The organism is Micromonospora sp. CPCC 206061 (assembly GCF_036906915.1).
Classification (GTDB): Bacteria; Actinomycetota; Actinomycetes; order Mycobacteriales; family Micromonosporaceae; genus Phytohabitans.
Genome location: NZ_JBAKHX010000006.1, coordinates 94092 through 120184, shown reverse-complemented (window position 1 = coordinate 120184; position 26093 = coordinate 94092). Strand labels below are relative to the sequence as shown.

The following is a 26093-nucleotide window of genomic DNA, read 5'->3' as shown; positions in this document are numbered from 1 at the left end:
CCGTGGTCACGCCGTCGATTCCGTTTCCCGGACGGGTGCGCCGGGCTGAGGAGCCGCGGGTGCGGCCCGGTGGCCGTGACGCGCTCGGTGTGGTCAACACCCTGGTGTGCGCCGTCGCCGCGAGACGGTTCGGCGTCGCGGTGCCGAACGTGTTCGCCACCTTGGGCCGGCACCGCCGGCTGTTTCGCGCCTGGCTGCGCTTCGCGGCGCGGCTCATGCCCTACGGCACGCTCAGCCGGGCGGACGCCGAGTTGGTGATCCTGCGGGTCGCGATCGTCTGTGGCAGTGACTACGAGTGGTATCAGCACGTCCGCCTGGCGCGGCGGGCCGGGCTGACCGACGAGCAGATCCAGCGGGTCGGCGCCGGACCGGACGCGCCGGGCTGGACCGACCACCAGCGTGCCCTGTTGAGGGCCGTCGGCGAGTTCACCACGGACCGGACGGTCGGCGCCGCCACCTGGGCCGAGCTGAGCGGGGCGTACGACGAGCGGCAGCTGATCGAGCTGTGTCTTCTCATCGGGCACTACGAGATGCTCGCCGGCACCCTCAACGCGCTGGGCGTCGTGCCTGACGCCACCACCTCCTGATTCGTCCACGGTTGGGTCCTGTCCGGTGCGAGCGTGAAAACCCCACCCCGGTACCGGGCCAGCGTTCGCCTGGCCGGGTGAGTACTCAGACGCGGGTGATGCGAACCGCGTCCGCGATGACGTAGCCGGTGCCGGTGGTCCAGCGGCTCACGCCGACCCGGTTGCCGCCTCCGGCGGCGAGCGTGAACACGCCCAGCGACACCCACTGCCCACCGTTGAGTCGCTGGTTGACCCGGACGGTTTGGTTGCCGTCCGGAGTGACGACCAGGTACGGGGTGGAGTCGTTGTAGCCGGCGTCGGCCGGATACCACACGGATACCTCGTAGCTGGCGGTCGCTGGGAGGCTGGCCTGGTACCAGGCGGTGTCGCTGGCCGCGACCGGTTCGGCGAATCGGTAGTCCGGGCCGGAGCGTTGGGACGAGTAGCTCGACGTGCCCCAGTTGGTGCTCGCCGTGAACTGGCCGGTGCTGGTGTTGTCCACGGTGACGCTGAAGGCGGGCGGTTGCGGCTCGGTGCCGCTGGCCACGTCCACGTAGTTGCGGTCGATGGTCATCTTCACGCCGTTCCAGGTCTCGGTGACGTCGCCGGCGTACTGGTGCAGGCGCTGGTGGTTGGCGTAGTAGGCGTCCGGGCAGTACTGGCCGGCGTCGGTGTTGGCCGCGCCGTTCCACCAGGCGAACCACAGGTGGTCCAGGCGAAGGTACCGGGTGTCGTTGTAGGCGCCGCATACGTCGGCGATCCCGGATGATCCGCTGGAGTACATGCCGGACAGATAACCCAGCGTGTGCAGGCGCTGTGTCCAGCCGGAAAGATAGGACAGCACGGCCGCTCTGCAGGACGCGTTGGACGGATAGTGCTCGATGTCGTTGTAGATCGCGCTGCCGGCGGGGATGCCGAGCGCCTGCGCGGCGTTGACGGCGCTGGAAGCTGCCGTGGCGCCTTGGGCCCACGCGGTGGCCGGGGTGCCGGACATCTTGGGCGTGCGGGTGCCGCAGGGCGCCTGCATGCCCAGCTCGATGGGGATCAGGCGCCAGCCGTTGTTGGTCTGGTTCGTCACCCAGGTCGCCGTCAGGTTGGGCTGCGCGCAGGAGCGGCTCGCGCCGCTGATGTAGATGCCGATCGCGCGGTACGGCGAGCCGGTTCGCCAGGCGTTCATGGCCGACTGTGACGGCGCCGCACAGGTGTCGAAGGCCCGGCCGACGTAGGTGCCCGGCTGCGGGCCGGCGGCGGCCAGCGGCGCGACGGCAGTGGTGGGCCGGCCGCTGGAGGCATCCGCCGGCAACCCGGTGATCACCGCGCTGGAGCCGGCTGTCGCGGCTACCAGACACGCCACGCTTGCCATGATCCGCTTCATCCACGACCTCCGGAGGAAATCTCCACACTGCGATGCAATTGGGAAACTTTCTACCACGTATCGACAGGCGTTGTCACGGCGTGAGTCCTCTGCCGGTCTCGATACGATTCATGCGTGGATGCGGGTGCGGGCGACGTTCCAGGGAGCGCCATGCGAACCATCGACTGGCGGCAGGGCCGCGTGGTGGCCGTCGACCAGACACGGCTGCCGCACGACCTCGCCCTGATCCAGATCGACACTGTCGAGGCGCTGATCGACGCGATCAAGCGGCTGGCCATCCGAGGGGCACCCGCTCTGGGCGCGGCTGGCGCGCTCGGGGTGGCGCTGGCCGCGCGGCTGAGCCCGGGTGACCCCGCAACCATCATGTCCGCCGCCGCGGCCATCCGCAGCGCCCGGCCCACCGCGGTCAATCTGGCGTGGGGCGTCGACCGGGCGTTGACCCGGCTCGCCGAAGGCCCGGACGCCGTTCTGGCCGAGGCGCTGGCGGTACTGGAGGAGGACGTCGCCTGTAACCGGGCGCTGAGCGAGCGCGGTGCCCGGTGGCTGATGGACAACGTCGCCAGTCCGGTGACGATCCAGACGCACTGCAACGCCGGAGCCTTGGCGTGCGTGGAGTGGGGCACGGCGCTCGGTGTCGTGCGGGCGCTCCACGAGCGGGGCGCCCTCGGCCATGTGTACGCGGCGGAGACCCGTCCCCTGCTCCAGGGCGCCCGGCTGACCGTGTGGGAGCTGGCGCGGATGAACGTCCCACATACGCTCGTGGTGGACTCCGCTGCCGCGTCGGTGCTCGCGCGCGGACAGGCCAAGGCCGTAGTGGTCGGCGCCGACCGGATCACCGCCAACGGCGACGTGATCAACAAGGTCGGCACGTATCCGCTGGCGCTGGCCGCCGCCCACGCCGGCGTGCCGATGGTGGTGGCGGCGCCCGAGTCCACAATCGACCTGTCGACGCCGACCGGCAAAGACGTCGACATCGAGGTGCGCGGCCCGGACGAGGTGACCACCTGGGGCGGCGCGCCGGTCGCGCCCGCCGGCACGGGCACGCTCAACTACGCGTTCGACGTGACGCCGGCGGGGCTCGTGACCGCGATCGTCACCGAAGGCCGCGTCATCCTGCCCGCCATGGGTGGTCGCCCCGACGATCAACCACCACGGTAGGAGCCCGAAACCAATGCTTGACGCGTGGAACACCGCGACCGCGCCGCCCTCGGGTGAGCCGTTGGCGCAGCTCGTCTACGGCTCCCGGCTGCTCGGGCGCGAGCCGGGCCTCGTGCTGCACGGCGGCGGCAACACGTCGGTGAAGACCACCGTCACCGACCTCACCGGCGACCCGGTCGAGATCCTGCACGTCAAGGGCAGCGGCTGGGACCTGGCGACCATCGAGCCGGACGGCTTCGCCCCACTGCGCCTGGACCGGCTACGGGCACTGTTGACGCTGGACCGGCTCAGTGACACCGACATGATGAACGAGCTTCGCTGCGCGTCCATCAAAGCCGGGGCTCCCGACCCCAGCGTCGAGTCGCTGCTGCACGCCCTGCTGCCGCAGGACGCCGTCTTGCACACCCACGCCGACGCGCTCCTGGCCCTGACCAACCAGCCGGACGGCGCGGACGTCGTCGGCAAGGTTTTCGGCGACAGCGTAATTGTCGTGCCGTACACGATGCCCGGTTTCGACCTGGCGCGACGGTGCGCGCGCGTCGTGCCGGAGGCCATGCACGGCGGCACCGTAGGCCTGGTGTTGCGGGGCCACGGCTTGTTCACCTTCGGCGCCGATGTGGAGGAGGCCTACCGGCGGCACATCGACTTGATCACCCGTGCCGAGCGGTATCTCGCCGAGCATGCTCCACCGTCGCGGCCGCATCCCGCGCCGCCGCGGGTCGATCCACTATGGATGGCGCGGCTGCGGCGCGAGGTCTCCGACGTCGCCGGCGCGCCGATGCTGCTCACCCGCCACGACGACCCGGCCATCCTGGCCTTCGTGGCGAGGCCCGACCTGGCATCGGTCGCGACACGCGGCCCGGCCACGCCGGACCACGCACTGCGTACGAAGAGGATCCCGCTCGTCGGGTCGGACGTGACCGCCTACGCGCGGGACTACCGGCGCTACTTCGCGGAGCACCGGGCGCGGCGCGAGACACCGCTGACCATGGTGGATCCGGCCCCGAGAGTCATCCTTGAGCCGAGCCTTGGCATGGTGACCGCCGGACGGTCCGGAAAGGAAGCCCGGATCGCGCGCGACATCTACCGGCACACCATCGGCATCATCGAGATGGCCGAAAGCATCGGTACCTACCGGGCGCCCTCCGCGGCCGACATCTTCGACGTCGAGTACTGGGAACTGGAGCAGGCCAAGCTGCGTCGCGGACGTCCCGCACCCGAGTACACCGGCGAGGTCGCGCTGGTGACCGGAGCCGCGTCCGGCATCGGGCGCGCCTGTGCCGAGGCGCTGCGGGCACGGGGCGCCGCGGTCGTCGGAGTCGACATCGACCCGCGTGCGGCAGCCGTCCACGACGACGACTACCTCGGCATCCAGGCCGACGTGACCGACCCGGCGGCGATCGACCGCGCGATCGACCGCGCCGCCGACCGGTTCGGGGGAGTGGACATCGTCGTCGCCGCGGCCGGGGTGTTTCCGGACAGCCGGACGCTGGATCGCCTCGACATGGACGCGTGGCGGCGCACCATGGCCGTCAACGTCGACTCCATCGCGTACCTGTTTTCCCGGGTGCATCCGCTTCTCGCGCTCGCTCCCCGAGGCGGCCGCGTCGTGCTCATCGCCTCCAAGAACGCCCCGGCACCCGGTCCTGGCGCGGCGCCGTACTCGGCGTCCAAGGCCGCGGCGGTCCAGCTGGCCCGGGTGGCGGCGCTCGAATGGGCGGCGGACGGCATCCGCGTCAACATCGTCCATCCCGACGCGGTGTTCGACACCGGGCTGTGGACCGCCGAACTGCTCCAGGAGCGCGCCGACCACTACGGCATGACCGTCGAAGAGTACAAGCGGCGCAACCTGCTGGGCGTCGAGATCACCAGCGCCCGCGTCGGCGAGCTCGCGGCGACGCTGTGCTCGGACGCGTTCGCCGCGACCACCGGAGCACAGGTCCCTATCGACGGCGGCAACGAGCGGGTCATCTGAACCTCGCCTACCACCGTGCCCTAGCGCGCGATCCCCAGCACGAACGGGACCGGTGTCGGGCGGAACGCCGTCGAACAGACCATGCTGGATGGCTCCGGCCTTCATCGTGAAGGACTAGGAGGGCCGGAGCCGGTCGTGCGTCAGATGGTGAAACCGCCGTCGACGTTGACCGTCGCACCGGTGATGTAGCGCCCGTCCGGGCCGGTGAGGAACGCCACCGTGGCGGCGACGTCGGCCGGTGTCGCGTAGTGGCCGAGCGCCGTGAACCCGTTGACGGTGGCGGCATTGGGGCCGTCGGCCGGGTTCAGCTCGGTGTCCGTGGGCCCGGGGTTGACCAGGTTTACGGTGATCGCCCTCGGGCCCAGCTCCCGTCCCAGCGCCTTGGTCAGGCCGATCAGCGCCGTCTTGCTCATCGCGTACAGGGAAAAGCCCGGAAATACGGCCCGTTCGGCCACGTTGCTGCCTATGTTGACGATCCGGCCACCTGCGGGCATGTGGCGCACCGCGGTCTGGCAGGCGACGAACGGCGCCCGGATGTTGACCGCGACGGTTCGTTCGAACTCCTCCATGCTCAGCTGCTCCAGCGCTCCGAGATCGAACGCGGCGGCGTTGTTGACCAGGATGTCGAGGCGGCCCAACTCGTCGGCGACCCGGTCGATCGCGCCGGTCACCGCCATTGGATCGGCGCTGTCGGCCTGTACCGCGATCGCCCGCCGTCCGACCGCTTTGATCTGGTCCACCACGTCGTCGGCGCGTTGCCGATTCTGCTGAAACGTCAGCGCCACGTCGGCGCCTTCCTCGGCCAGGCGCAGGGCCACGGCGGCACCGATCCCGCGTCCACCGCCGGTGACGAAAGCTACCTTGCCATCGAGTGCGTTGCTCATGACACAAGCCTGGCCTGGCGTCGCGCGGCTGTCTGGCGGAGATCGGACGCCGCGTTCGGGGCACCGGATCAGGTCAGGGCCGTTACGACGTAGGCGGTCGCTTCGGCGATGAGCACCTGGTTGTATTCGGCGTCCTTGCCGGCCTTGCTCGACATGATCGCGAGGACCAGCGGCGCGGAGCCCGGCGGCCACGCGATTCCGACGTCGTTGATGGTGCCGTAGGCGCCGGTGCCGGTCTTGTCGGCCACCGTCCATCCCTTCGGCACGCCGGCCCGGATGCGCCGGGCGCCGACGCTGGTCGCATTGCGCTCCAACAGGTCGCGCAGGAAGGCGCGTTTGTCCGACGGCAGGGCGTCGCCCAGCACGATCTTCTGGTACGTGCTACCGAGTGCTCGCGGAGATGTCGTGTCGCGCGGGTCTCCCGGTACGGCGGTCGTAAGCGCCGGCTCCCACCGGTCCATCCGGGTGACCGTGTCGCCGAGGCCTCGCGTGTACGCCGTCAGAGCAGCGGGGCCACCGAGGTCGCGTAGCAGCAGGTTGCCTGCGGTGCCGTCGCTGTGGCGGACCGCGGCGTCGCAGAGTTGGCGGATTGTCATGCCGGTGTCCACGTGCCGTCGGGTGATGGCAGAGCTCTTCATGAGGTCGTTTTCGGTGTACCTCACGACGGTGTCCAAATGCGACAGTGGGTTGCTGGACAGGACCGCCGCGGCCGCCAGCCCTTTGAACGTCGAGCAGAACGCGAACCGTTCGTCCGCGCGGTGGGCGATGGTCGCGTCCGTGCCGGTGGCGAGGGCGTACACACCAAGGCGCGCTTTGTACTTTCTCTCCAGCTCGGTCAAGGCTTCGTGGCGAACCTCAGGCGTGACAGTGGGGGAGTCGGGCGCTGACGCTGGCGGTCCGGCTGGTGACGGCGTGTCCGTGGCTGTGCCGCCCCCACACCCGGCCAGCGGGGAGAGTGCCGCGATCCCGAGAAGCGCGCGGCGACTGACTGAAGCCATACCGTCGATCATGCCCGGGTCGTGTGACGTCGCCGACGGCGGCGTCGCCAACCGGAGAACTCTCAGTCGTGCAGGGTGGCGCGTGCCATCTCGCCGGGCTCCGGACCGGCCTGTGCGAGCACCTCGCCGTCGGGAGCCAACACCGCGGAGCCGCCCGCGGCCTGGTCGAAACCGCCGCCCGTGGAGCCGGCGTAGCTGGCGGTGGCGACCCACACCTTGTGGTCCGCGATGACGCGCTGAGCCCGCTCGGCCGGCACGTGAGCGTGGTGGGCGTGGTCGAGAACGGCGGCGACGTAGACGTCCATGCCGAGCGCCGCCGTGGCCGCGTCGTGCTCGGCGAACGCGGTGTCGCGGCAGATCGCGAGGCCCAGCCGCCAGCCGTCGACCTCGATCACGGCGGGCCCGTCGCCGGGGCTGAAACGCTCCTCGGAGTCGTGCACGTGCGCCTTCCGGTAGGCGACCCGCGCGCCGTCGCGGTCGACGGACAGCAGCGCGATGTGCTCGCGGCCCGCCTCGCCCTGGACCGGGGCGCCCACCAGCGCCGTCGCTCCCGTATCGGCGCACGCCTCGACGATCGGCGCCAGCCGCGGGTCGTCGGCGGTGATCGCCGGCGCGTCCAGCTCGTACCCGGTCAGCGACAGCTCGGGGAAGACCACCACGCGCGCTCGCGCGGCCCGGACCACGTCGGCGTGCGCGGCCGCGTTCGCGACGACGTCGTACGAAACGACGCGGGGTTGGGCGACGGCGATGACCAGCGGCTGACGTTGCACGAGCACATCCTAGTGACGCCGTGGTGACGGGTGCCGGCAAGCGGACAACGAGAGCGTGAGCTAGCACACGTATTCACGCACTGGCTATTCGTCCCGTGAGCAGCGGTGTGATCATCGGTTCCACGGGGCGTGTCATCGGCTGACAAATTCCTTCGTCAGAAGGTCGCACGCTATGTAGCGTGGCTCGCGCCCATGCCGTCCTCGCCCGCCGGCCATTTGGACCTGGAGAGTTCGCGTGACCAATCAAGCCGCAGCACCACCCGACAAGCTCGACGCCGCCGTCCTCAAGGTCGCCGGAGTGGTGGTCCTCGGCGCCATCATGTCGATCCTCGACATCACCGTCGTCAGTGTCGCGCTGCCGACCTTCCAGACCGAGTTCGACGCCACGTACGCCGAGGTCGCCTGGACGATGACGGGCTACACCCTGGCCTTGGCCACGGTGATCCCGCTCAGCGGCTGGGCCGCCGACCGGTTCGGCACCAAGCGGCTGTACATGCTGGCCGTGCTGCTGTTCACGCTCGGCTCCGCGCTCTGCGCCACCGCCGACTCGATCGGCGAGCTCATCGTGTACCGGGTGCTGCAGGGCCTGGGCGGCGGCATGCTCATGCCGCTCGGCATGACCATCATGACCCGCGCGGCCGGCCCCGACCGGATCGGTCGGCTGATGGCCGTCCTCGGCATCCCGATGCTGCTGGGTCCGATCGGCGGCCCGATCCTCGGCGGCTGGCTGATCGACACGGCGAGCTGGCACTGGATCTTCCTGATCAACGTGCCGGTCGGCGCGGTCGCCCTGGTGTACGCCTACTTCGCGCTGCCGAAGGACGCCGCCGAGCCGTCCGAGTCGTTCGACTTCATCGGCATGCTGATGCTGTCGCCGGGTCTGGCCCTGTTCCTGTACGGCGTGTCGACCCTGCCGGAGACCGGCACGATCACCGCCACGAAGGTGTGGGCGCCCATGCTGGCCGGCGGCCTGCTGGTGATCGGGTTCGTCATGTACTCGTTCAAGCCCCGGCACCCGCTGCTCGACCTGCGGCTGTTCCGCAACCGCAACCTGACGATCGCGTCGCTCTCGCTGTTCGTGTTCATCATCGCGTTCATGGGCGCCGGCCTGCTGTTCCCCAGCTACTTCCTGCAGGTGCGCGGCGAGTCGACGCTCAACGCCGGCCTGTTGATGGCGCCGCAGGGCATCGGCGCGATGCTGACCATGCCGATCGCCGGCATGATGGCCGACAAGATCCCGGTCGGCCGCACCGTGCCGTTCGCGATGGGGCTGATCGCCGTCGGGTTCTTCGGCTTCACCCAGGTCGACACCGACACCTCGTACCTGCTGCTGTGCGGCTCGCTGTTCGTGATGGGCCTCGGTATGGGCGGCACGATGATGCCGATCATGACGTCGGCGCTGCGCACGCTCGCGAGCCACGACGTGGCGCGCGGTTCGACGCTGGTCAACATCCTCCAGCAGATCGGCGGCTCCGTCGGTGCCGCGATCATGTCGGTGATCCTCACCAGCCAGCTGAACGGCTCGGCCCCGATCCCGGGCCTCAACGACCCGAACACCGGGGAGCCGGTCACGGAGGCGGGTGCGGCCATCGCCAACCAGCACGGCGCGCAGATTCCGCTGCCTCCGGAGATCCTCCAGCGCGGCCTCGCATTCGTGGCCGACTCGTTCGCCACGACGTTCTGGGTCGGCTTCGCGCTGGTACTGGCGACGTTCATCCCGATCGCGTTCCTGCCCCGCAAGCGCGAGGTCTCGCACCTGCTGGACGACGCGAGCCCCGACGGCGCCGTCGCGGCGCCGACGCTGATCCACTAATGGCCCGGCGGCCGGTACCCGTCAGATGTTGCGACGGTACCGGCCGCCGACCTTTAAGGACGCCCCGCTCGGCGGCGGCTAACCGCGGCTAGCCGGCGGCCGCGGTCCGTGTCGTCAGATCCTCGTCCGTAACGGGTCGCAGTACCCGGCAGGGCGTACCGACGGCGACCACCATCGCAGGGACGTCGCGGCTGACGACGCTGCCCGCGCCGATGACGGATCCGTACCCGATTCGGACGCCTGGCAGGACGACGGCGTTGCTGCCGATCCAGACCTTGTCTTCGATCACGATCGGTTCCGAGAACCGCGCGTAGTCGACCCGACGCGCGGGATGCACCGGGTGCCCCGTCGTCGTGAGTGTCACGCTGGGCGCGATCATGACGCCAGCACCGATGCGTATGTCGACGTCGTCGACGAACGTGATGTTGACGTTTCCGAAGAAGTCGTCACCAATGTGGACATTGCTCCCGAACCCGGCGTGGAAGGGTGGGAGCAGCACGGTGCGCTCGCCGACCGACCCGAGGATCGCGACGAGCAACGACCTGCGCCGCTCAGTGTCGCCGGGTGGCGTGTGGTTGTACTCGAAGATGAGATCGGTACGTCGCTGAGAAGCCTGGAACGATGCCTCCGACTCGGTGTAGATGAGGCCCTTACGGATCCGGTCCACGACCGCTTGCTCGTCACTCTGCAGCACGTTTCCGCAGCGTACAGAGGTTGCGCGGCGGCCGACAAACCGTTGAAGAAATTAACCCTGGCCACGCAGGCCTTTGCAAAGTAGTTTCATGCTGTGGTTTCACGTCGTGCGGTGTTGTCGACCGTTCCCGCGGCCGCGTTGCTGGCGGTGGCCGGCGCGCGGCCAGCACGTGCCGCTGTCAGCGCGGATTTCGCCACGCTGATGGGCAACATGGTGGCGATGTTCGCCGGCACGGCGGAGTCCAACGTCCACCCCGACGTCGTGGCGAAGCTGGCGGCCATCGACTCGACGGCCCGCGCCTGGCTGACCGCCATGGACCAGGCCGGTCCGGGCGAGCTGTTCCGGGGATGGCCGCTGGGCACGAGCGACACCAACCTCAAACGGACGTCGCTGGGCCTGTACGAGATCGGGCTGGCCACGCGGGTGCCGGGCTCGGCGTTGCACGGCGATGTGGCGGTTCAGCGGCGCGTCATCGACGGCCTGGCCTGGATGCACGAGAACTACTACGGCGACCAGTCGAAGGGCTACTACGGCAACTGGCACAACTGGGAGATCGGCATCTCGACCGACGTCAGCCGGACGCTGGTGCTGCTGGCCGCGGAGCTCGCCGCGTACCGGCCCGACCTCGCGGCGACCTACGTCGCCTCGATGGACGCCTACCTGCGCAACGGCCGCGACGGAGACGTCGACCTGAACTCGCGCTTCCACACCGGCGCCAACCTCGCTGACATCACCGCCAACCGGATCCTGCAGGGCGCCGCCCTCGGCGACGGTGCCCGGGTCGGCAAGGCGGTCGCCGACCAGCTGACCGTGTTCGCCACCATCGACCCGTACGACCTGCGGCACGGTGTCACCGACGGGTACTACGCGGACGGTTCCTTCATCCAACACTCGTCCGTGGCGTACACCGGGTCCTACGGGAAGGCGCTGCTGACCCGGGTGGTGCAGACCGTCAAGATTCTCGACGGGACGAGCTTTGCCCAGGGCGGCGAGCTCGTCGGGGTGGTGCAGGGCTGGGTGGCCAACGGCTTCGCGCCACTCGTCTTCGAGGGTTACCTGATGGAGGTCGTCAAGGGCCGCGCGGTATCGCGGACCAACACGGGATACGCCGACGTGGCGCAGGTCGTCGAGGCCGTCGTGGACCTGTCCGGGTACGCCCGCGGCGCCGACGCCGCGGCACTGCGCGGATACGTCAAGTACCTGCGGCAGTCTTCCCGGTCCGCGCTGAACCCCACGACGTTCGTCTCGCCGGTCAGCATCGTCCGGTACGCCGACATCCTCGCCGACACCTCGACCCCGGCGACGGACCTGAGCGCCGCCGAGCGCAGCGTCGCGTTCAACGCCATGGACAGGCACGTCCACCGGCGCCCGGGCTACGCCTTCGCGCTTGCCCGCAGCTCCAGCCGGATCAGCAAGTACGAGTACATGAACGGCGAGAACCTGATGCCGTGGTTCCAGGGCGACGGCGCGTACTACCTGTACCTGTCCGGGCAGGACCAGGCGCAGGCGTTCGGGGTCGACCACTACACGACGGTCTCGCCCTACCGGCTGGCCGGCGTGACCGCTCCCGTGGAGAACCGGAGCACCATCCCGCAGCTCTATGGCGGCGCGTGGTACGAAAACCCGGCACTCGGGTTCACCTCGTCGTCCGAGTCGCAGAACAGGTACGTCTACTTCCCGCGCGGCACCAACGCGTTCTCCGGCGGCGCAGTGCTCGGCGCCTACGGCGTGGCGGGTCTGGTGCAGTCCGACGACTTCGCCTACGCGGCCAAGCAGGCCGGCGACCTTCCGGGCGACTTCGTGGCCTATCGCAACGCCGAGGCCACCAAGTCGTGGTTCATGTTCGACGACGAGATCGTGGCGCTCGCCGCGGGCGTGGGCGACACCGCGGGCCGGGCGGTGACGACGACCATCGACAGCCGGATCGCCGCGGTCTCCGACGACGTCGTGCTGAGCGGTGCGCGGCGGGACGGCTCGGCCTGGTCCGGTCCGGGTACCGCGCGGCTGGCGTGGCTGCGCTACGCGAACGCGACATCGGGCACGTCGGTCGGGTACGTGTTCCTCGACCACCAGCGGGCGACGGTCACCCTCGAAGCGGTGACAGCCAACCAGCGCGTGGTTCGACTGTCCAATCCAGACGTTCAGGTCTCGAAGCGCGTGTTCTCGGTCGGTTACGAGCAGCCAGCCGGGGCGGCGCCGATGGCCATGGCGTACGCCATCGTCCCCAACGCCTCCCGGCAGCGGTTGAGGTCCTACGTCGGTGGGCAGGTGACCGTACTGGTCAACACCGCCAGCGTGCAGGCGGTCAAGCACGGCGGACTGCGCCTGGTGGGAGCCAACGTCTTCGCCGCCGGCATCCACCACGCCGGACATCTCGCCATCGAAGGCCCTGCCTCGGCGATCGTGCGGACCACCGCCAACGGTGTCACGACGCTCGCCGTGTCGGACCCGACCATGCTGCGCGACACCGTCGCCCTGACCGTCCGCGGCCGGAGGATGCGAGTCGTGTCGGCCGACCCGGCGGTTCGCGTCCAGCCGTGCGCCGGCGGCACCCGGATCGAGGTCACGACGCGGCACGCCTACGGGCGCAGCTTCGCGGCGACACTGCGTTTCTCGTCGTAACGGCCGGCCGGGACGCGCGAGTTGAGAACCCGGCCGGTCCGCCGATCACGACTGCCGCACGATCACCATGGCGTTCTGCCAGCCCTGGCCGGGGTACGAACAGTTCGACAGGCCGATCCCGGTGAGCTGGACCCTCCAGCCGGGTGGCACCCAGGAACTGGAGCAGACCGCGATCGACCCACCGATCGGCGTGCCGCTGACGTCGGTCTTGCCGGTGTAGAGCCGGTTCCCGCCGCAGTACCCGGGCACGAAGCCGATCAGCACCCAGGTGCCTGGCGGGTAGTCGCCGCAGGTCCAGATGGTCTCGCCGGGCGCGGCCGAGGCCCGGGACGGCACCGCGACCGCGGCCAGCCCGATGACCATCGCGGCCAGGACGGACAGGATTCTGCGCATCTAGCTCTCCTCACGTCGGGGCGGGTAGCCCGACGCTAGGGCTGGGCGCTCGAGGCAGGATCGAATCGTGTTAGGCGACCGCTCAGGATTCGAAGATCAAGTAGTGCGCGCCGCCTCATCGACCAGCCTTCGACTCCACTGCGCCATGCCAGGGGCTTGGGACGTCGCTAGGGGCCGGCGGGTAGGGTCGGCGGCCGTGGCAGTTCGAATCGACATCGAGGCCTTCGTCGAGGCCATCCAGCCCGCGACGCGTGAAGCGGCGACCGCCCTGTGGCGGGCGGGCGCCGTCACCGCGCTGGAGGAGGCCGACGGAGGGGCGCAGGCGGTAGTCCGCGACGGCTCCAGCATCCTGCAGCCCTGGGTGGGCATCGTGGACGGGGCGTTCACCGGCGAGTGTGAGTGCCCCGGCGACGACGACCTGTGCGTCCACGCGGTCGCGGTGGCGCTGGCCGCGTTCGATGAAGACGTGCGGTGGTCCGGGGCCGCCGTCCTGCCCAGCCTCGCCGAGGTGCCGACCGAGCGGATCCGGTACGCGACCGCGGTCGAGCGTCTCGCCCCGCGGCAGCTGGCCGCGCTCGTGGTGGACCAGGCGGCCGACGACCGGCTGTTCGCGACGATGCTGCTACGTGCCGCCGGGATGCTCGACGCGGCCGACCACGACGACGCCCACCGCCGGTTCCGCCTGCTCGTGGAGGAGGCGGCGGCCGTCACCAGCGGGTCGCGTTGGCAGATCCACGAGTTGGAAGCCGCGGGACGGCGGCTCGCGGCGGAGGCCGCGGTGCTGGCCGAGCTGCCCGCCACGGCCGACGCGCTGGTCCTGGTCGAGCAGGCCATCCTCGTCTGGGACGAGCTGGCCGGATATCTGATCGACGCGCACGAGGTCAGCGGCATCGACCCCGACGAGGTGGGCACGCCGTTGACGGAGGCGTACGCCGACCTGTTCGAGCAGCTCAACGCCGACCCCGCGGAGCTGGCGCGGCGGCTGCGCCAGCTGGCGGACAAGTGCGACAACGGCACGGTGGACCTGGACGTGCTGTGAGACCAGCCCAGACGCTACGATCTTGAGCGCGGCGTGGCCGTCAACCGCAAACACGGCCACGCCGCTTCATCACGCAGAATGTCCACATGGGCCTTGATCTTTACGTCGGACCGCTGACCCGCTACCACCTGGGTAACTGGCAGACCATCATGCAGCAGATCGGCGCGCAGAACGGGTACGACGTGCGCATCGTCCGGGCGAACGAGGATGAGGAAGCCGAGACCGACCCGGCCGTGGTGCACAACGCCGTGCGGGAATGGCAGCACTGGCTCGGCGAGGCGCTCGGCAGCCCCGCCGCCTGGCTGGAGAGCCCGTCCCAGCCGTACTGGACCGACAAGCCCGACTGGGACGGTTTCGGCGCCGTCATCCTGCTCGCCGCCTACGACGAGCGCCCGGACCTGCGTCCGGCCGCCGGGGCCAGGCAGGACAGCCCGCGCGAGTTCGGCGACGCTCCCGCGTACCAGGCGGCCTCCGAACAGCCGCAGCGCTACGTGACCCTGCTGGCCGGAGTGGAGTGGTGGCTGCCGCTGACCGAGGATCCCGTGGTGATCGAGGCCCCCCGGCCGACCGGTCAGCCGACCCGGATGGCCTCGATCGACCGTCTGGCCGCCGAGCTGCGCCTGCTGAACGAGCGCGCCAACGTCTTGGCCGGGCACGACCCGGCGGAGCTCCGCGGCGCCGCGCCCGGTGCGGGCGCCTCGCTGGAGGAGACCGCGCGCTTCGGCCTCGCCGTGATGCTCGACCTCGTCGAGACCGCGATAGAGCACCGGCAGCCGCTCCTCATGGACTACTGAGGACGCGAGTTCCGGCGACGCCGCGTCGCACTCGGCTGGCTGGGCGCCCTCCTCGCGGATCTGGGCGCCCAGCACGGGGTCAGCGGAGTCAGACCGTGACGGCCTCGACGCGGAGCACGTCCTTCAGGTCGTACAGACCAGCCTTCTCCGGCGGCACGACCTCACCAAGTCGCAGCGTGCTGTCGTCGGCCCAGCCCATCACTCCCAGACCGCCGAACTGCACGATCCCCCCGAGGTCGCGCCCAACCACCTCGCGGCCGGTGGTCAGATCCGTGACGACCAGCCGGGTCCCGGCCTGCCCCGTCGGGTAGGCGTAGGCGATGCGGCGCCCGTCGGGCGACAGCCGCGTCAGGCTGATGCGGTGGCAGGTGGCGCTGCACGCGCGCACCTCCGCTGAGTCGCCACCGCTTCCGTCGAGGTTGACCACCTTCACGTAGGTGCCGTCGTCCTTGCCCTTTTCGAGGATGGCGCGACCGCCGCCGACCGCCTTCAGCTCCCAGCCCTGGCCAAGGTAGCCGCGGATGCGGGAGGCGGCGGGCACGTCCTGCTCGGCGCCCGTCGCGAGCTCGTGCCGCACGAGCCGGTCGCCGCGCAGGATGTACGCCGCGTCGCTGGTGACGCCGGCCATCCGCATGGTGCCGTTGGAAGCGCCCAGGTCACGCTTGGCCTGGGTCGTGCCTTCCTTGTCCACCACGACGAGCGTGTTGCGCATGTCCATGACGGCCGTGCCGTCCGGTCTGGTGGCACCCCCCGACCGGTCCCACGCGCCGAAGGCCACCAGCCTGCCGTCTGGCAGGCCGACCACATTGTCCAGCATCATGTTCAGGTCGGGATTGTTGTGGACGACAGGCTCAGAATCGGTGATCTCCACGACCCCACCCGGAATGCGGACCGCGGCCGATTCCCCGCCGCGCTCCGGGGGCTTGCCGATGCCCATGGCGAGGCCGTCGCCCGGGCCGGTCACGAACATCCGCTGTGCGGGGACGCCCGCCGGCGTCGCCGCCCGATCCGGCTCGGGCGCGGGCCGCAGCACGAGCGGCACCGTCACGGCCGCCGCCAGCGCCGTGACACCGGCCAATGCCATCGACAGCGTCATGGTCCGGCGCCGCTGTGCCTGCCGCCGAGGCGCCACCTGCCTCAGCTGGTGACCGCCCGGTGGCAGCGCCGCCGCCGCGTCACGAACGATGGCGCACAGGTCGTCGGGGAGGGTCTCTTCCCGTACGGTTGTCATGATCTTTCCTCCGTCACGATGCCCCGAAGTGTGGCAAGGCCACGGGCGAGTCGGCTCTTTACGGTGCCCTCGGCGACGCCGAGGGCGGTCGCGGTCTCGACGGTCGACAGGTCCAGCAGGACCCGGCACACCACCACGGCCCGCTGTGCGCGTGGCAGTCGTCCCAACACCTCGAGGGCGAACTGGCCCTCCGGATCGTCGGCGTACGCCACACCCGTCGGCTGGTCGGGCATCGGCCGTTCCCGGCGCAGCTTCTGCCACCACGAGGTGGCCCAGTTCGACCCGACGCGAAACACCCAACCACCGGGATTGTCGTAGGTGGCCAGCCGGTCCCACCGGGCATAGGCCCGCGCCATGGCCTCGTCCGTGGCTTCGCGGGCCAGCTCCACATTGCCCAGGGTCAGCGCCAGCGCGCGGTACACGCGGTCGACGTGGCTTCGGTAGAAGGCCTCGAAGGATCGGTCATCGGCTGAGCCCGCCTCGTCGGCGGGCCCGGCTCGCTCGCGGGTCGATTGGAGGGTCATGCGTAGTACACCGTTGAACCCCCTGATCGGTTCCCGACCTCAAGAGTGCCTTGTCGGCCCTCGTGTGAGCGAGGGCTGAACGGCGCCGCGCCGACCAAGGGCGACGTGACGCTGACCCAGGAACTGGCGTTGTATGTCGTCAGTCCAGACAGAACTCGTTGCCCTCGGGATCGGTCATCACGATGTGGCCGAAACCCATCGGGGGCGCGGGCTCGTGGCGGCGTACCCGCGTCGCCCCCAGTGCGACCAGCCGGTCGCACTCGGCTTCCAGCGCCGCCATCCGTTCCTCGCCCTGGAGGCCGGGCGCCGCGCGGACGTCGAGGTGGAGGCGGTTCTTGGCGGTCTTGCCCTCCGGCACCTTCTGGAAGAACAGCCGTGGCCCGTGCCCGTCCGGGTCTTCGAGAGCCGACCTGGTGTTGCGCTCCTCCTCCGGCACGCCGATCCGTGTGAGGAACTCGTCCCACGCGGCGAGCGGGTCGGCGCCCGGGGGCAGGTCGACACCGGGCGGCCCGGGATGGGCGTAGCCCAGCGCGTCGCGCCAGAAGGAGGACAGCGCCTGCGGGTCGTGGGCGTCAAAGGTGACCTGGATGTGACGGCTCATGGGGCATCCTTACACGCTGGACTGACAGAACCGGTCAGCTATCGCGGTTTGGAATACTTCAAAAGTATCGACACGGCCCAATGTTTTTGGGTTCTTTTTTGGTCCCGCCTTCATGACAATCGCGTCGACGGATGTCATGATGTTGGAGTGGATGAGAGTTCAACCGACGACGCGCGGCGACTTCTCCTTGTGGAGGACGACGGTGAGCTCGCTGAAATGTTGGTTGACCTGTTCGCCGCCGAGGGCTATCCCACCGATCACGCATCCGACGGTCAGCGCGCACTCCACTTCGGACTGACCCGGCCGTACCGGCTGATCGTCGTGGATCGAGGGCTGCCGGGAATGGATGGCCTGGACGTCGTCGCACGGCTGCGTCAGCGGGCCGTCAGTGCTCGCATACTGATGCTGACCGCGCTCAGCGGCACCGCCAACCTGGTCGACGGGCTCGATGCCGGTGCCGACGACTACCTCGCCAAGCCCTTCGAGGTAGCGGAGTTGCTGGCCCGGGCGAGAGCGTTGAGCCGGCGGTCGGTCGACGACGCGGAAGTGATTCCGTTGGGTGCGGCCCGGCTCGACGTGACGCTTCGCGGAGCCCATTTACCCAATGGTGAATTCGTCAGTCTGTCCGGTCGCGAGTTCGCGCTGATCCGTTCGCTCGCGACGCGTCCCCGGGCGGTGCACAGCCGTGCCCAGTTGCGCGGCCGGGTATTCCACAGAGCCGACTCCGAATCCATAGTGGATACCTACGTGCACTATCTGCGGCGCAAACTGGGGCCTGGCATTGTGCGCACCGTACATGGGTTGGGTTACCAGATCGGCGCCCTGTGATCGGAGCGACCCAGGACCGGGAAAGGCGTCTCCTGCGCCAGGCCCGACTGGTGATAACGGCGAGTCTCGCCTCCGCGATCAGTGGAGTGGCCCTACTGGTGGGTGGTGTGGCCTGTCTCCTGGCGGGACTGGTCGTGGCGGTGACTGTCGGCGGCCTGGTGGCTCGACGGGTGCTGGATCCGATCGCGGAGTTGCTGGACCGGCGGTCGCGGTTCGTCGCGGACGCGAGCCACGAGCTGCGGGCACCGCTCACCCGCCTGCACGTTCGAAGTCAGCTTCTGCTGCGCCGCGCCGACGAGCTGCCCGAACCCCTCGCGACCGAGCTGCGCCGGATGGTGGCCGGCACCCGCGAACTCGGCGAGGTGCTCGATGACGTGCTGCGCGGCGCGCGGCTGCGGTCGGACACCCCGGGGAACGAGCGGGTCGACCTGGCCGGGGTCGCCGCTGACCTGCTCGCTGCGGAGGCGGGGCGCCTGGGCGAGCGAGGATTGGTGGCGGTCCTGAGAGTGGGAGCCGAGCCACTCGTGGTGCTGGGGGCCAGATCCGCCCTGCGGCGGATGGTCTCGGCCCTGGTCGACAACGCCATCGGGCACACCCCACCCGAGGGGCGGATCACGGTCTCCGTCTCGGCCGTCGACCACGGCCGAGACGTGGAACTGGTCGTCGCGGACACCGGTGCCGGCTTCGACCCGGCGCAGCACCGCACGATGTTCGGCCGGTTCGCCCGGGGCGCCGCTGGCGAGGGGGAGCGGTTCGGTATCGGGCTCGCCCTGACCCGGGAGGTGGTCGAGAGCCACGGTGGCACGATCGCCGCCTTCGGCCAGCCCGGCCGTGGCGCGCGATTCACCGTGCGGCTGCCCGCGGCGCCCACTCGGAGACGTTCTAAGAACGTTCTGAGATCTGTCCACAAGCATCGATGTGCATGTGCGGCGGGTGCCGCACACGCGTCGATCGGAGGGACATGCCGCGATGTATCAGCAGTTGATCGAGCGGACCTCGACAGCGTGGTCCACACCCCTGCTGGACCACCTCTCTGACCACGACCGCCGCAGATTCCAGCTCTTCGGACAGGGTCCGGTCGCGCCCGTGCCGGACACCCACATCCACCACCCGTTCGAGCGGCACGCGGCCATCCGCCCGGACGTCATCGCCGCCGAACACGACGGCGAGACGATCACGTACGGCGAACTGGACCGCCAGGCGAACCGGCTCGCCGCACGGCTCGCCGGTCACGGCGTCCGCCCCGGCGACAACGTCGCGGTGTTCGTCCGGCGCGGCATCCCCATGCTGGTCGGGATAATCGGCGTGCTGAAGGCCGGTGCCGCCTATGTGCCGCAAGACGCGGGCCTCGCCCCGGCCGCTCACCTCCGCCACGTCATCGACGCTGCGGCGACCCGGGTCATCCTGACCACCTCCAGTGCCGCCGACCGGGTGCCGGTGCCGGCCGGCCACGCCCTCATCGCCATCGACACCCTGATGGCCTCGGGCGAGAGGTTCGGCCCGCACCGACCGACCGGCGCGGGCGAGAACTGCTACGTGCTGTTCACCTCTGGCACCACCGGACGCGCCAACGGGGTCGCCGTCACCCACCGCAACGTATGCAACATCCTGCTCACCGCGCCCGGAGACCTCGGCATCCGCCCGGGATGGCGGGTGGGACACCTGCTCAACGTGGCGTTCGACATGGCGGCGTGGGAGATCCTCGGCTGCCTCAGCCACGGCGGCACCCTCGTCATCCGGGGTCAGGACGTCGCCGAGACCGCCCAGCGCGTGGACGTGATCATCGCGACTCCGACCATGCTGAGCGCTATCGACCCCGACCGGTGCGGGCCGGTGAAGGTGGTGGCGGTGGCCGGCGAGCCCTGCCCACGGCCGCTGGCGGACCGGTGGGCCCGGCGGTGCGCCTTCTACAACGGGTGCGGCCCAACCGAAACCACCATCGTGAACACGATGCACCGCCACGCCCCGACCGCCGCCCGGCTCACCATCGGGCGTCCCACTCCCAACAACACCGTGTACGTGCTCGACCCGACCGGGCGTCCCTGCCCCATCGGCGCCATCGGCGAGATGTGGGCCGGCGGCGACTGCGTCTCCGCCGGCTACCTCGACAACGCGGCACTGAACGCGGAGCGCTACGTCCCGGACCCGTTCCTGGGCGGCGATCGGCTGATGTTCCGCACCCGGGACCTGGGCCGGTGGACCCCGTACGGCCAACTGGAGCACCTCGGCCGTACGGACGACCAGGTCAAGATCCGCGGTTTCCGCGTCGAACTGGACGCGGTCTCGGCCATCCTCGAATCCGTACCCGGCTGCCGGCGGGCGGTCACCCTCAAGCTCGACGACCGCAGCCTCGTCTCCTTCGTCGCACCCGGCCACGTCGACCCGGAGACGGCCAGGCAGGCCGTCGCGTCCGCGCTGCCCTACTACTGCGTCCCCGCGGCCGTCTACCCGCTGCCCGTCCTACCCGAGACCAGTCGCGGAAAGATCGACAAAGCGGCGCTGCGGCACATTCTGGAGTTGGTGGCATGAGCGTGCTCAGCCCCGCCGCTCCCGCCGTCGAGCAGCTCACCCTGCCGCCGCCGACCTCGGGACTCCGGCGGATCCTCAAGCATCCGCGGCTGATGCACCACAACCGGCTCGTCGCCCTCGTCGGTATCGCGAACCTCGCACTGCTCGGCCACGCCCTCACCGCTGGCAACTGGTGGTCCGGCGATCACATCGACCTCGCGGCCATCTCCGCCGCCGTCCTGGCCAACTTCGCACTCGCCATCCTCATCCGCCAGCAGTACGTCATCAACCTGCTGTTCTGGCTCGCCACCCGGGCGCCCACCCGCTGGCCACTGCGCATCCGCTGGACCCTGGCGAAGGTGTACCACTTCGGCGGACTGCACGTCGGCGGAGCCCTCGCCGGAACGCTGTGGTTCCTCGTCCTCGCCGCGTCGCTCACCGTCGCCGCGCTGCGAGGTGCCCCGGCCGTCTCCGCGGGTCTGCTCGCGGTCTCGTACGCACTGCTGGCGTTGCTGGCCGCCATCGTGGTGATGGCGCGACCCGGCTACCGGGCCAGACGGCACGACGGGTTCGAGCGGATGCACCGGTTCGGCGGCTGGACCGCGCTGGTCCTGTTCTGGACCCAGACCGTGCTGTTCGTCCGGACGGAACCCGGGAGCCTGCTGGCCGCGCCGCAGATCTGGGTGCTCTGCCTGGTCACCGCCAGCGTCGCGCTGCCCTGGCTGCGCCTGCGCAAGGTGCCCGTGGAGGTCACCCGGCCCTCCAACCACGTGGCGCTGGTCCGCTTCAACCATGGTGTGACCCCGTTCGCCGGATCCTCCACCGCGATCAGCCGCCGCCCGCTCTGGGAATGGCACTCCTTCGCCAACGTGCCCGCTCCTGGCGAGGCCGGCTTCCGGCTTACGATTTCCCGTGCCGGCGACTGGACCGGGTCGTTCGTCGACGACCTGCCAACCCATGTCTGGGTCAAGGGCATCACCACCGCGGGGGTCGCGAACATCGAGACCCTGTTCACCAAGGTGGTCTACGTCGCCACCGGTAGTGGCATCGGCCCGGTGCTGCCGCACCTGCTGGCCCGGAAGGTGCCGTCCCGGCTGGTCTGGGCGACCCGCAGCCCACGGGCCACCTATGGCGACGCGCTCGTTGACGAGATTCTGGCCGACCAGCCCGACGCGACCGTCTGGGACACCGCCGAGCACGGCAAGCCCGACATGGTCCGGCTGGCCTACGCCGCGTACGTGGCGTTCGGCGCCGAGGCCGTCATCTGTATCTCGAACAAGAAGCTGACCTGGCAGGTCGTCCACGGCCTGGAACGCCGGGGCATCCCGGCGTACGGCGCCATCTGGGACTCCTGAGTGAAGGGGGAGAACGGCATGAACAACATCAAGATCGAACAGCGTGGCCGGGTCGTCACCGTGCGCCTGCACCGGCCGGAGGTGCTGAACGCGCTCAACACCGAACTGATGACCGAACTGGTCGACGGGCTCCGGCCACTCGACCGGGACCCCGAGGTGGGCTGTTTCGTCATCACCGGTTCCGAACGGGCCTTCGCCGCCGGTGCGGACATCCGGGAGATGGCGCCGAAGTCCTCCGTCGAGATGTTCGTCGAGGACTTCTTCGCCGGGTGGGACGGCTTCGCCGCGCTGCGGACCCCGAAGATCGCAGCCGTGGCCGGCTACGCCCTCGGCGGAGGCTGCGAGCTAGCCATGATGTGCGACCTCATCTTCGCCGCGGACACCGCCCGGTTCGGGCAACCGGAGATCACGCTCGGCGTCATCCCGGGCATCGGCGGCACCCAGCGCCTGACCAGGCTGGTCGGCAAGGCCAAGGCGATGGACATGATCCTCACCGGCCGGTTGATGGACGCCGCCGAGGCGGAGCGGGCCGGCCTTGTCGCTCGGGTCTTCCCCGCCGACCGGCTGCTTCCGGAGACGCTGGCCGTGGCCGAGACGATCGCCGCGTACGGCAAGCTGGCCGCGATGACGGCCCGCGAGGCGGTGGACCGGGCCGAGGAGGTCGGCCTGCGGGAGGGCCTGCTGTTCGAGCGGCGCGTGTTTCACGCGCTGTTCGCCACCGAGGACCAGACCGAGGGGATGAGGGCCTTCCTGGAGAAGCGGCCGGCCGGGTTCACCGGCCGCTGACCGAAACGACCGGAGACCGCCAGGCCGCGCCGCTGTGCGCGGATACGCAGCGCCTCGGCGGCCGGGACCACGGTGTCGTCGGGGAAGACACGTCCGGCCAGGTCCCAGAGGCGGTCCCGGCTGGCCTGCCGCCCCACCACGGCCACCTCACCGCGCGCCTCGAGGTTAGGCCCACCCCAAAGCCCGTGATCAGGGCATCCTTGATCACGGGCTTCAGGAACGGGGTCAGCGGAAGAACGTGCACTGGAAGATCATGTCGTCGATCCGCACGGGACCGCTGCCGCCGGCCAGGGAGACCCGGAAGAACACCTGCGTCGGACCGTCCTGGTAGGTGGCGACGTTGTGCAGCCGCCAGGCCGTGTCGGTGACGCGGACGGTGCGCAGCGCGAGGTACGTCCAACTGCTGGGGTCGATCACCTCGACGTTGAGCACCGCTGGCCCGTTCAATGCCCGGATGTGGAAGCCTCCACCGCACGTGGTGGAGTGCCCGGCGGTCCGCGGCCGGACGGTCAGCAGCTTGCCCACACCGGACCAGCCGCCGGCCGAGGTCGTGAGGTGTGCGTTGTTGAGGCCGGTGCGTGCCGTGCCCGCGCTCAGCTCGAACGAGCCGCTGCCGGCGCCGGCGCGATGGAACTCCCACACCGACGCCGGGCTGCTCTCGAACCCGTCGGTGTGCTGCCAGAGGTCGGCGTGCGCGGGGCTCGCGGCAACGCCCAGTGTCACCACAGTCGTCGCGACGGCCGCGACGGCGAAGCGGAAGAACCTGGTGAATCTCATGCCTGACTCCTTCGCTCGATCACGGCCGTCACGGCGCGCCGTAGATCACTACCTGGTACGCGGTGATCGCCTCACCGACCGGCTGGTGCCAGGTCTTGGGGCTGGAGTTGCACTTGCTGCCGATCCGGTTGGCGTGCGAGTTCAGCCCGAACCCGATGTGGTTGGCGAACAGCGGACCGCCGCTGTCGCCGCCGAGAGTGCAGATGTTGGTCTCGACCATCTGGCGCACGGTGCCGCCCGCACCGTTGACCGTCACGTTGGTCCGAAGGACCGTGCCGCACCTGAATCCCGTCGTCCTGCCGGAGTTGCAGACCGACAGCCCGCGCACGGCGGTCGCCCAGCCGTGGATCCCTTGGCTGGTGCCGTTCCACAGGTTGAAGACGCCGGTCGGCCAGACCGACGGACCGTTCATCCAGATCAGGCCGTAGTCGTCGCCCGGGTAGTTGCTTTCCAGCGTCGGGCCGACGTCGGAACCGTCGGGCAGCGTCCAATGTGGAAAGCCTTGGGTACAGTGGCCGGCCGTGATGATGTAGTTGAAGGTTCCGTCCGTGGCGGTGAAGCCGACAGAGCAACCACCCAGGGGGTCCCCGCTGGAGACGCCGACGTTCGGCTGTACCGTGCCGCTTTCGGTCTCGAACCGGACCGCGGTGCCGAAGCGACGCGCGGCCAGGCGCTGCGCGGCGTTCTTCGCCCCCGATTGCGGCAGGCCCACCACCACCTGGTTCGTCTCCGGGTCCACGCCCCAGGTCGTGTTCGGCTCGCTCGGCGCGGCCTCCAGCGCCCGCTGGATCCCCTGCAGCTGCTGGTCGCTGCGCGCGACGACGCGCGCCTTGGCGCCGGCGGCGGTCACCTTCGCGGCGGACGCCGCGTCGGTGACGGTGACGACGAGTTCCCCTCCGGACAGGTACGCCCCGCCGGTCTTGGTGCCCAGCTCGGTCGTCAGCCGGCCGGCGAGGTCCACTTTGGCGTTCTCGGCGCGGAGAAGCCTCTCGGCCGCGTCGCGGCTGATGCCCCGCTGCTCGGCGATCGCGCCGGCCATGTCCGCCGCGCCGCCGGCCCGGTCGGTTATGACGGCTCCGCCCCGAGCCGGAGCCGGCTGGTCGGCCGGTTCGGCCGCCGCGGCGGCCGGGACGAAAGCGACAGGTGCCAAGACGGCGATCGCGGCGGCGAGCACGATCCGCCGGCTGGGTTTTCTGGTACGCGGATGGCTTGCGGGTTCTGACATTCCGTTCCCTTCAGGAGGGGACTGGTCTGCTGGATCAAGCCAGTCTCGCGATCGGGTCGGAACGGTGAGGCGGATACTGGACGCGACCGGACACGACCGGACACGGCGGCGGGATGGTGCGATACTCGAGGGGTGATCGGCGGTGCCTGACTGGGAACCGTGGCGTGTCGAAGCCGACGACGAGTGGCTGCTCAGCCATTCGGCAGACTCGTTCGCCCGCATCCGTCGCGTCTTCCATCCCTTCGCCGGCGCCGGCGACGCGGTGTCACACTCGGTGCTCGGCGGCATCCTCGGCAGCACGCCACGAAACCCGGACCTGAAGGTCAAGGGCGTCCAGGCGGAGCAGATCCGGTACGCCGAGCAGCACTACGCCTACACGGCCACCCAGGTCGAGGTCCACGTGTGCCGGCGCTGCGACCACCGGCTGCAAGAGCGTCACCATCTGCTGCTCGTGGCCTCCGGCGGCCAGCGCGCCGAGGTCGGCCGGGCTCGTGCCTGCCGAGCGTGCGACGCCGGTTCGTGGATGTTCGTCTCGCACATGCCGCGGGCGAGGCGGCGCAGGGCCGAGCTCGCCAAGATCGTGCTCTGACGCGGCGGGCTCGTCGATCCCCGAGGAACAGGTCGCGGTGCTCCGCTGTGTCCAGACAGGCCAGCACGTTTGGGGCGTGGACGGGCTAGAACTCGTGGTACATGACGTGTAGGCCGACGCGGCCCAGGGTTGGATGGGCGAAGGCGCGGGGCACCGTTCCCACGACCGTGAAGCCGTTCCGCTCGTAGAGGTTGACCGCCGCGTGGTTCGATTCGACGACGGCGTTGAACTGCATCGCCGCGTATCCGGCGTCCTTCGCCCAGTCCAGCGCGTACCGGCACAGCCCGCTGCCGACCCCGCGGCCCCGTGCGTCAGCGGCCACCATGAAACTCGCGGTGGACACGTGCGACCCGGGCCCGGAACGGTTCGCACCCATCTTCGCCGTGCCGAGAACCCTGCCGTCCTCGACGGCGACGACGGTCAGCCCGGGAGCGGTCTCGATCCAGGTCTGGCGGGCTTCGGTCTCGGTCATGGCGGGGTCGTACGGGAACGTCTCCTGCTCCCGCACGACCCCGCGCACGATGGCCCACACGGCGGCCCAGTCAGCCTCGGCGAACGGTCGGATCTGCACCGGAGCACGATACCCGC

At 70.1% G+C, this 26093-nt stretch carries 25 protein-coding genes; 13 read left to right on the top strand and 12 right to left on the bottom strand.

The window, feature by feature from the left end; translation table 11 throughout:
- Nucleotides 1–2 precede the first annotated feature (2 nt).
- Nucleotides 3–587 carry a carboxymuconolactone decarboxylase family protein gene (locus V6V89_RS07550; RefSeq protein ID WP_334618255.1) on the top strand — a complete coding sequence of 195 codons (585 nt, stop codon included), beginning with the start codon at nt 3–5 and terminating at the stop codon, nt 585–587.
- A gap of 85 nt (nt 588–672) precedes the next feature.
- Here V6V89_RS07550 and V6V89_RS07545 read toward each other — a convergent pair whose 3' ends face one another.
- Nucleotides 673–1929 carry a glycoside hydrolase domain-containing protein gene (locus V6V89_RS07545; RefSeq protein WP_442935087.1) on the bottom strand — a complete coding sequence of 419 codons (1257 nt, stop codon included), beginning with the start codon at nt 1927–1929 and terminating at the stop codon, nt 673–675.
- 162 nt (nt 1930–2091) lie between these two features.
- On the opposite strand from V6V89_RS07545, the gene mtnA reads away from it, so the two are divergent.
- Together mtnA and V6V89_RS07535 are read left to right on the top strand one after the other, a co-directional pair.
- Nucleotides 2092–3099 (top strand): S-methyl-5-thioribose-1-phosphate isomerase, encoded by a 1008-nt coding sequence (mtnA, locus tag V6V89_RS07540; protein ID WP_334618253.1) that lies wholly within the window; start codon nt 2092–2094, stop codon nt 3097–3099.
- 13 nt (nt 3100–3112) lie between these two features.
- The gene (locus V6V89_RS07535; RefSeq protein ID WP_334618252.1) at nt 3113–5074 is read left to right on the top strand and encodes a bifunctional aldolase/short-chain dehydrogenase; all 1962 of its coding nucleotides are present in this window, start codon (nt 3113–3115) and stop codon (nt 5072–5074) included.
- Between the two features lie 140 nt (nt 5075–5214).
- On the opposite strand, the gene V6V89_RS07530 is transcribed toward V6V89_RS07535, so the two are convergent.
- From V6V89_RS07530 to V6V89_RS07520, 3 genes are all read right to left on the bottom strand, one after another.
- Nucleotides 5215–5958 (bottom strand): SDR family NAD(P)-dependent oxidoreductase, encoded by a 744-nt coding sequence (locus V6V89_RS07530; RefSeq protein WP_334618251.1) that lies wholly within the window; start codon nt 5956–5958, stop codon nt 5215–5217.
- A gap of 68 nt (nt 5959–6026) precedes the next feature.
- A complete protein-coding gene (bla, locus tag V6V89_RS07525; protein ID WP_334618250.1) occupies nt 6027–6956 on the bottom strand; it encodes a class A beta-lactamase in 930 nt (309 codons plus the stop codon).
- 62 nt (nt 6957–7018) lie between these two features.
- Nucleotides 7019–7726: a carbon-nitrogen hydrolase family protein gene (locus tag V6V89_RS07520; protein WP_334618249.1), complete on the bottom strand. Its 708-nt coding sequence runs from the start codon at nt 7724–7726 to the stop codon at nt 7019–7021.
- Between the two features lie 235 nt (nt 7727–7961).
- Here V6V89_RS07520 and V6V89_RS07515 point away from each other — a divergent pair, with 235 nt between their 5' ends.
- Nucleotides 7962–9539 carry a DHA2 family efflux MFS transporter permease subunit gene (locus tag V6V89_RS07515; protein ID WP_334618248.1) on the top strand — a complete coding sequence of 526 codons (1578 nt, stop codon included), beginning with the start codon at nt 7962–7964 and terminating at the stop codon, nt 9537–9539.
- A gap of 88 nt (nt 9540–9627) precedes the next feature.
- Here V6V89_RS07515 and V6V89_RS07510 read toward each other — a convergent pair whose 3' ends face one another.
- Nucleotides 9628–10233 carry a sugar O-acetyltransferase gene (locus V6V89_RS07510; RefSeq protein ID WP_334618247.1) on the bottom strand — a complete coding sequence of 202 codons (606 nt, stop codon included), beginning with the start codon at nt 10231–10233 and terminating at the stop codon, nt 9628–9630.
- Between the two features lie 93 nt (nt 10234–10326).
- Here V6V89_RS07510 and V6V89_RS07505 point away from each other — a divergent pair, with 93 nt between their 5' ends.
- Complete coding sequence (locus V6V89_RS07505) at nt 10327–12855, top strand: polysaccharide lyase family 8 super-sandwich domain-containing protein (RefSeq protein WP_334618246.1); 2529 nt, start codon at nt 10327–10329, stop codon at nt 12853–12855.
- Between the two features lie 45 nt (nt 12856–12900).
- Here V6V89_RS07505 and V6V89_RS07500 read toward each other — a convergent pair whose 3' ends face one another.
- A complete protein-coding gene (locus V6V89_RS07500; protein WP_334618245.1) occupies nt 12901–13248 on the bottom strand; it encodes a hypothetical protein in 348 nt (115 codons plus the stop codon).
- A 196-nt stretch (nt 13249–13444) separates the two neighbouring features.
- Here V6V89_RS07500 and V6V89_RS07495 point away from each other — a divergent pair, with 196 nt between their 5' ends.
- Entirely contained in the window at nt 13445–14287 is an 843-nt protein-coding gene (locus V6V89_RS07495; protein WP_334618244.1) for an SWIM zinc finger family protein, read from the top strand.
- 86 nt (nt 14288–14373) lie between these two features.
- Complete coding sequence (locus tag V6V89_RS07490; protein ID WP_334618243.1) at nt 14374–15081, top strand: hypothetical protein; 708 nt, start codon at nt 14374–14376, stop codon at nt 15079–15081.
- Nucleotides 15082–15169: 88 nt separating this feature from the next.
- On the opposite strand, the gene V6V89_RS07485 is transcribed toward V6V89_RS07490, so the two are convergent.
- From V6V89_RS07485 to V6V89_RS07475, 3 genes are all read right to left on the bottom strand, one after another.
- Nucleotides 15170–16312, bottom strand: a complete 1143-nt coding sequence (locus tag V6V89_RS07485; protein WP_334618242.1) for a hypothetical protein — start codon at nt 16310–16312, stop codon at nt 15170–15172.
- Nucleotides 16309–16836: a sigma factor-like helix-turn-helix DNA-binding protein gene (locus V6V89_RS07480; protein ID WP_334618241.1), complete on the bottom strand. Its 528-nt coding sequence runs from the start codon at nt 16834–16836 to the stop codon at nt 16309–16311. Before V6V89_RS07480 ends, V6V89_RS07485 begins: the two co-directional genes overlap by 4 nt.
- A 139-nt stretch (nt 16837–16975) precedes the next feature.
- Nucleotides 16976–17437 (bottom strand): VOC family protein, encoded by a 462-nt coding sequence (locus V6V89_RS07475; protein ID WP_334618240.1) that lies wholly within the window; start codon nt 17435–17437, stop codon nt 16976–16978.
- A gap of 147 nt (nt 17438–17584) precedes the next feature.
- On the opposite strand from V6V89_RS07475, the gene V6V89_RS07470 reads away from it, so the two are divergent.
- The 5 genes from V6V89_RS07470 to V6V89_RS07450 all read left to right on the top strand — a co-directional run bounded on the left by V6V89_RS07470 (nt 17585) and on the right by V6V89_RS07450 (nt 22914).
- A complete protein-coding gene (locus V6V89_RS07470; protein ID WP_334618239.1) occupies nt 17585–18265 on the top strand; it encodes a response regulator transcription factor in 681 nt (226 codons plus the stop codon).
- A 107-nt stretch (nt 18266–18372) separates the two neighbouring features.
- Entirely contained in the window at nt 18373–19302 is a 930-nt protein-coding gene (locus V6V89_RS07465) for a sensor histidine kinase (RefSeq protein ID WP_334618238.1), read from the top strand.
- On the top strand, nt 19235–20794 hold the full coding sequence (locus tag V6V89_RS07460) for an amino acid adenylation domain-containing protein (protein ID WP_334618237.1): 1560 nt from the start codon (nt 19235–19237) through the stop codon (nt 20792–20794). The genes V6V89_RS07465 and V6V89_RS07460 overlap by 68 nt, the downstream gene beginning before the upstream one ends.
- On the top strand, nt 20791–22128 hold the full coding sequence (locus tag V6V89_RS07455) for a hypothetical protein (protein WP_334618236.1): 1338 nt from the start codon (nt 20791–20793) through the stop codon (nt 22126–22128). Before V6V89_RS07460 ends, V6V89_RS07455 begins: the two co-directional genes overlap by 4 nt.
- Nucleotides 22129–22146: 18 nt before the next feature.
- Nucleotides 22147–22914: an enoyl-CoA hydratase-related protein gene (locus tag V6V89_RS07450; protein WP_334618235.1), complete on the top strand. Its 768-nt coding sequence runs from the start codon at nt 22147–22149 to the stop codon at nt 22912–22914.
- Nucleotides 22915–23139: 225 nt separating this feature from the next.
- On the opposite strand, the gene V6V89_RS07445 is transcribed toward V6V89_RS07450, so the two are convergent.
- Nucleotides 23140–23691 carry a hypothetical protein gene (locus V6V89_RS07445; RefSeq protein WP_334618234.1) on the bottom strand — a complete coding sequence of 184 codons (552 nt, stop codon included), beginning with the start codon at nt 23689–23691 and terminating at the stop codon, nt 23140–23142.
- Nucleotides 23692–23719: 28 nt separating this feature from the next.
- Nucleotides 23720–24916: a S1 family peptidase gene (locus tag V6V89_RS07440; RefSeq protein ID WP_334618233.1), complete on the bottom strand. Its 1197-nt coding sequence runs from the start codon at nt 24914–24916 to the stop codon at nt 23720–23722.
- Between the two features lie 142 nt (nt 24917–25058).
- Between V6V89_RS07440 and V6V89_RS07435 the strand changes: the two genes are divergently transcribed.
- On the top strand, nt 25059–25505 hold the full coding sequence (locus V6V89_RS07435; protein WP_334618232.1) for a hypothetical protein: 447 nt from the start codon (nt 25059–25061) through the stop codon (nt 25503–25505).
- An 85-nt stretch (nt 25506–25590) separates the two neighbouring features.
- On the opposite strand, the gene V6V89_RS07430 is transcribed toward V6V89_RS07435, so the two are convergent.
- The gene (locus tag V6V89_RS07430; RefSeq protein ID WP_334618231.1) at nt 25591–26076 is read right to left on the bottom strand and encodes a GNAT family N-acetyltransferase; all 486 of its coding nucleotides are present in this window, start codon (nt 26074–26076) and stop codon (nt 25591–25593) included.
- Nucleotides 26077–26093 lie beyond the last annotated feature (17 nt).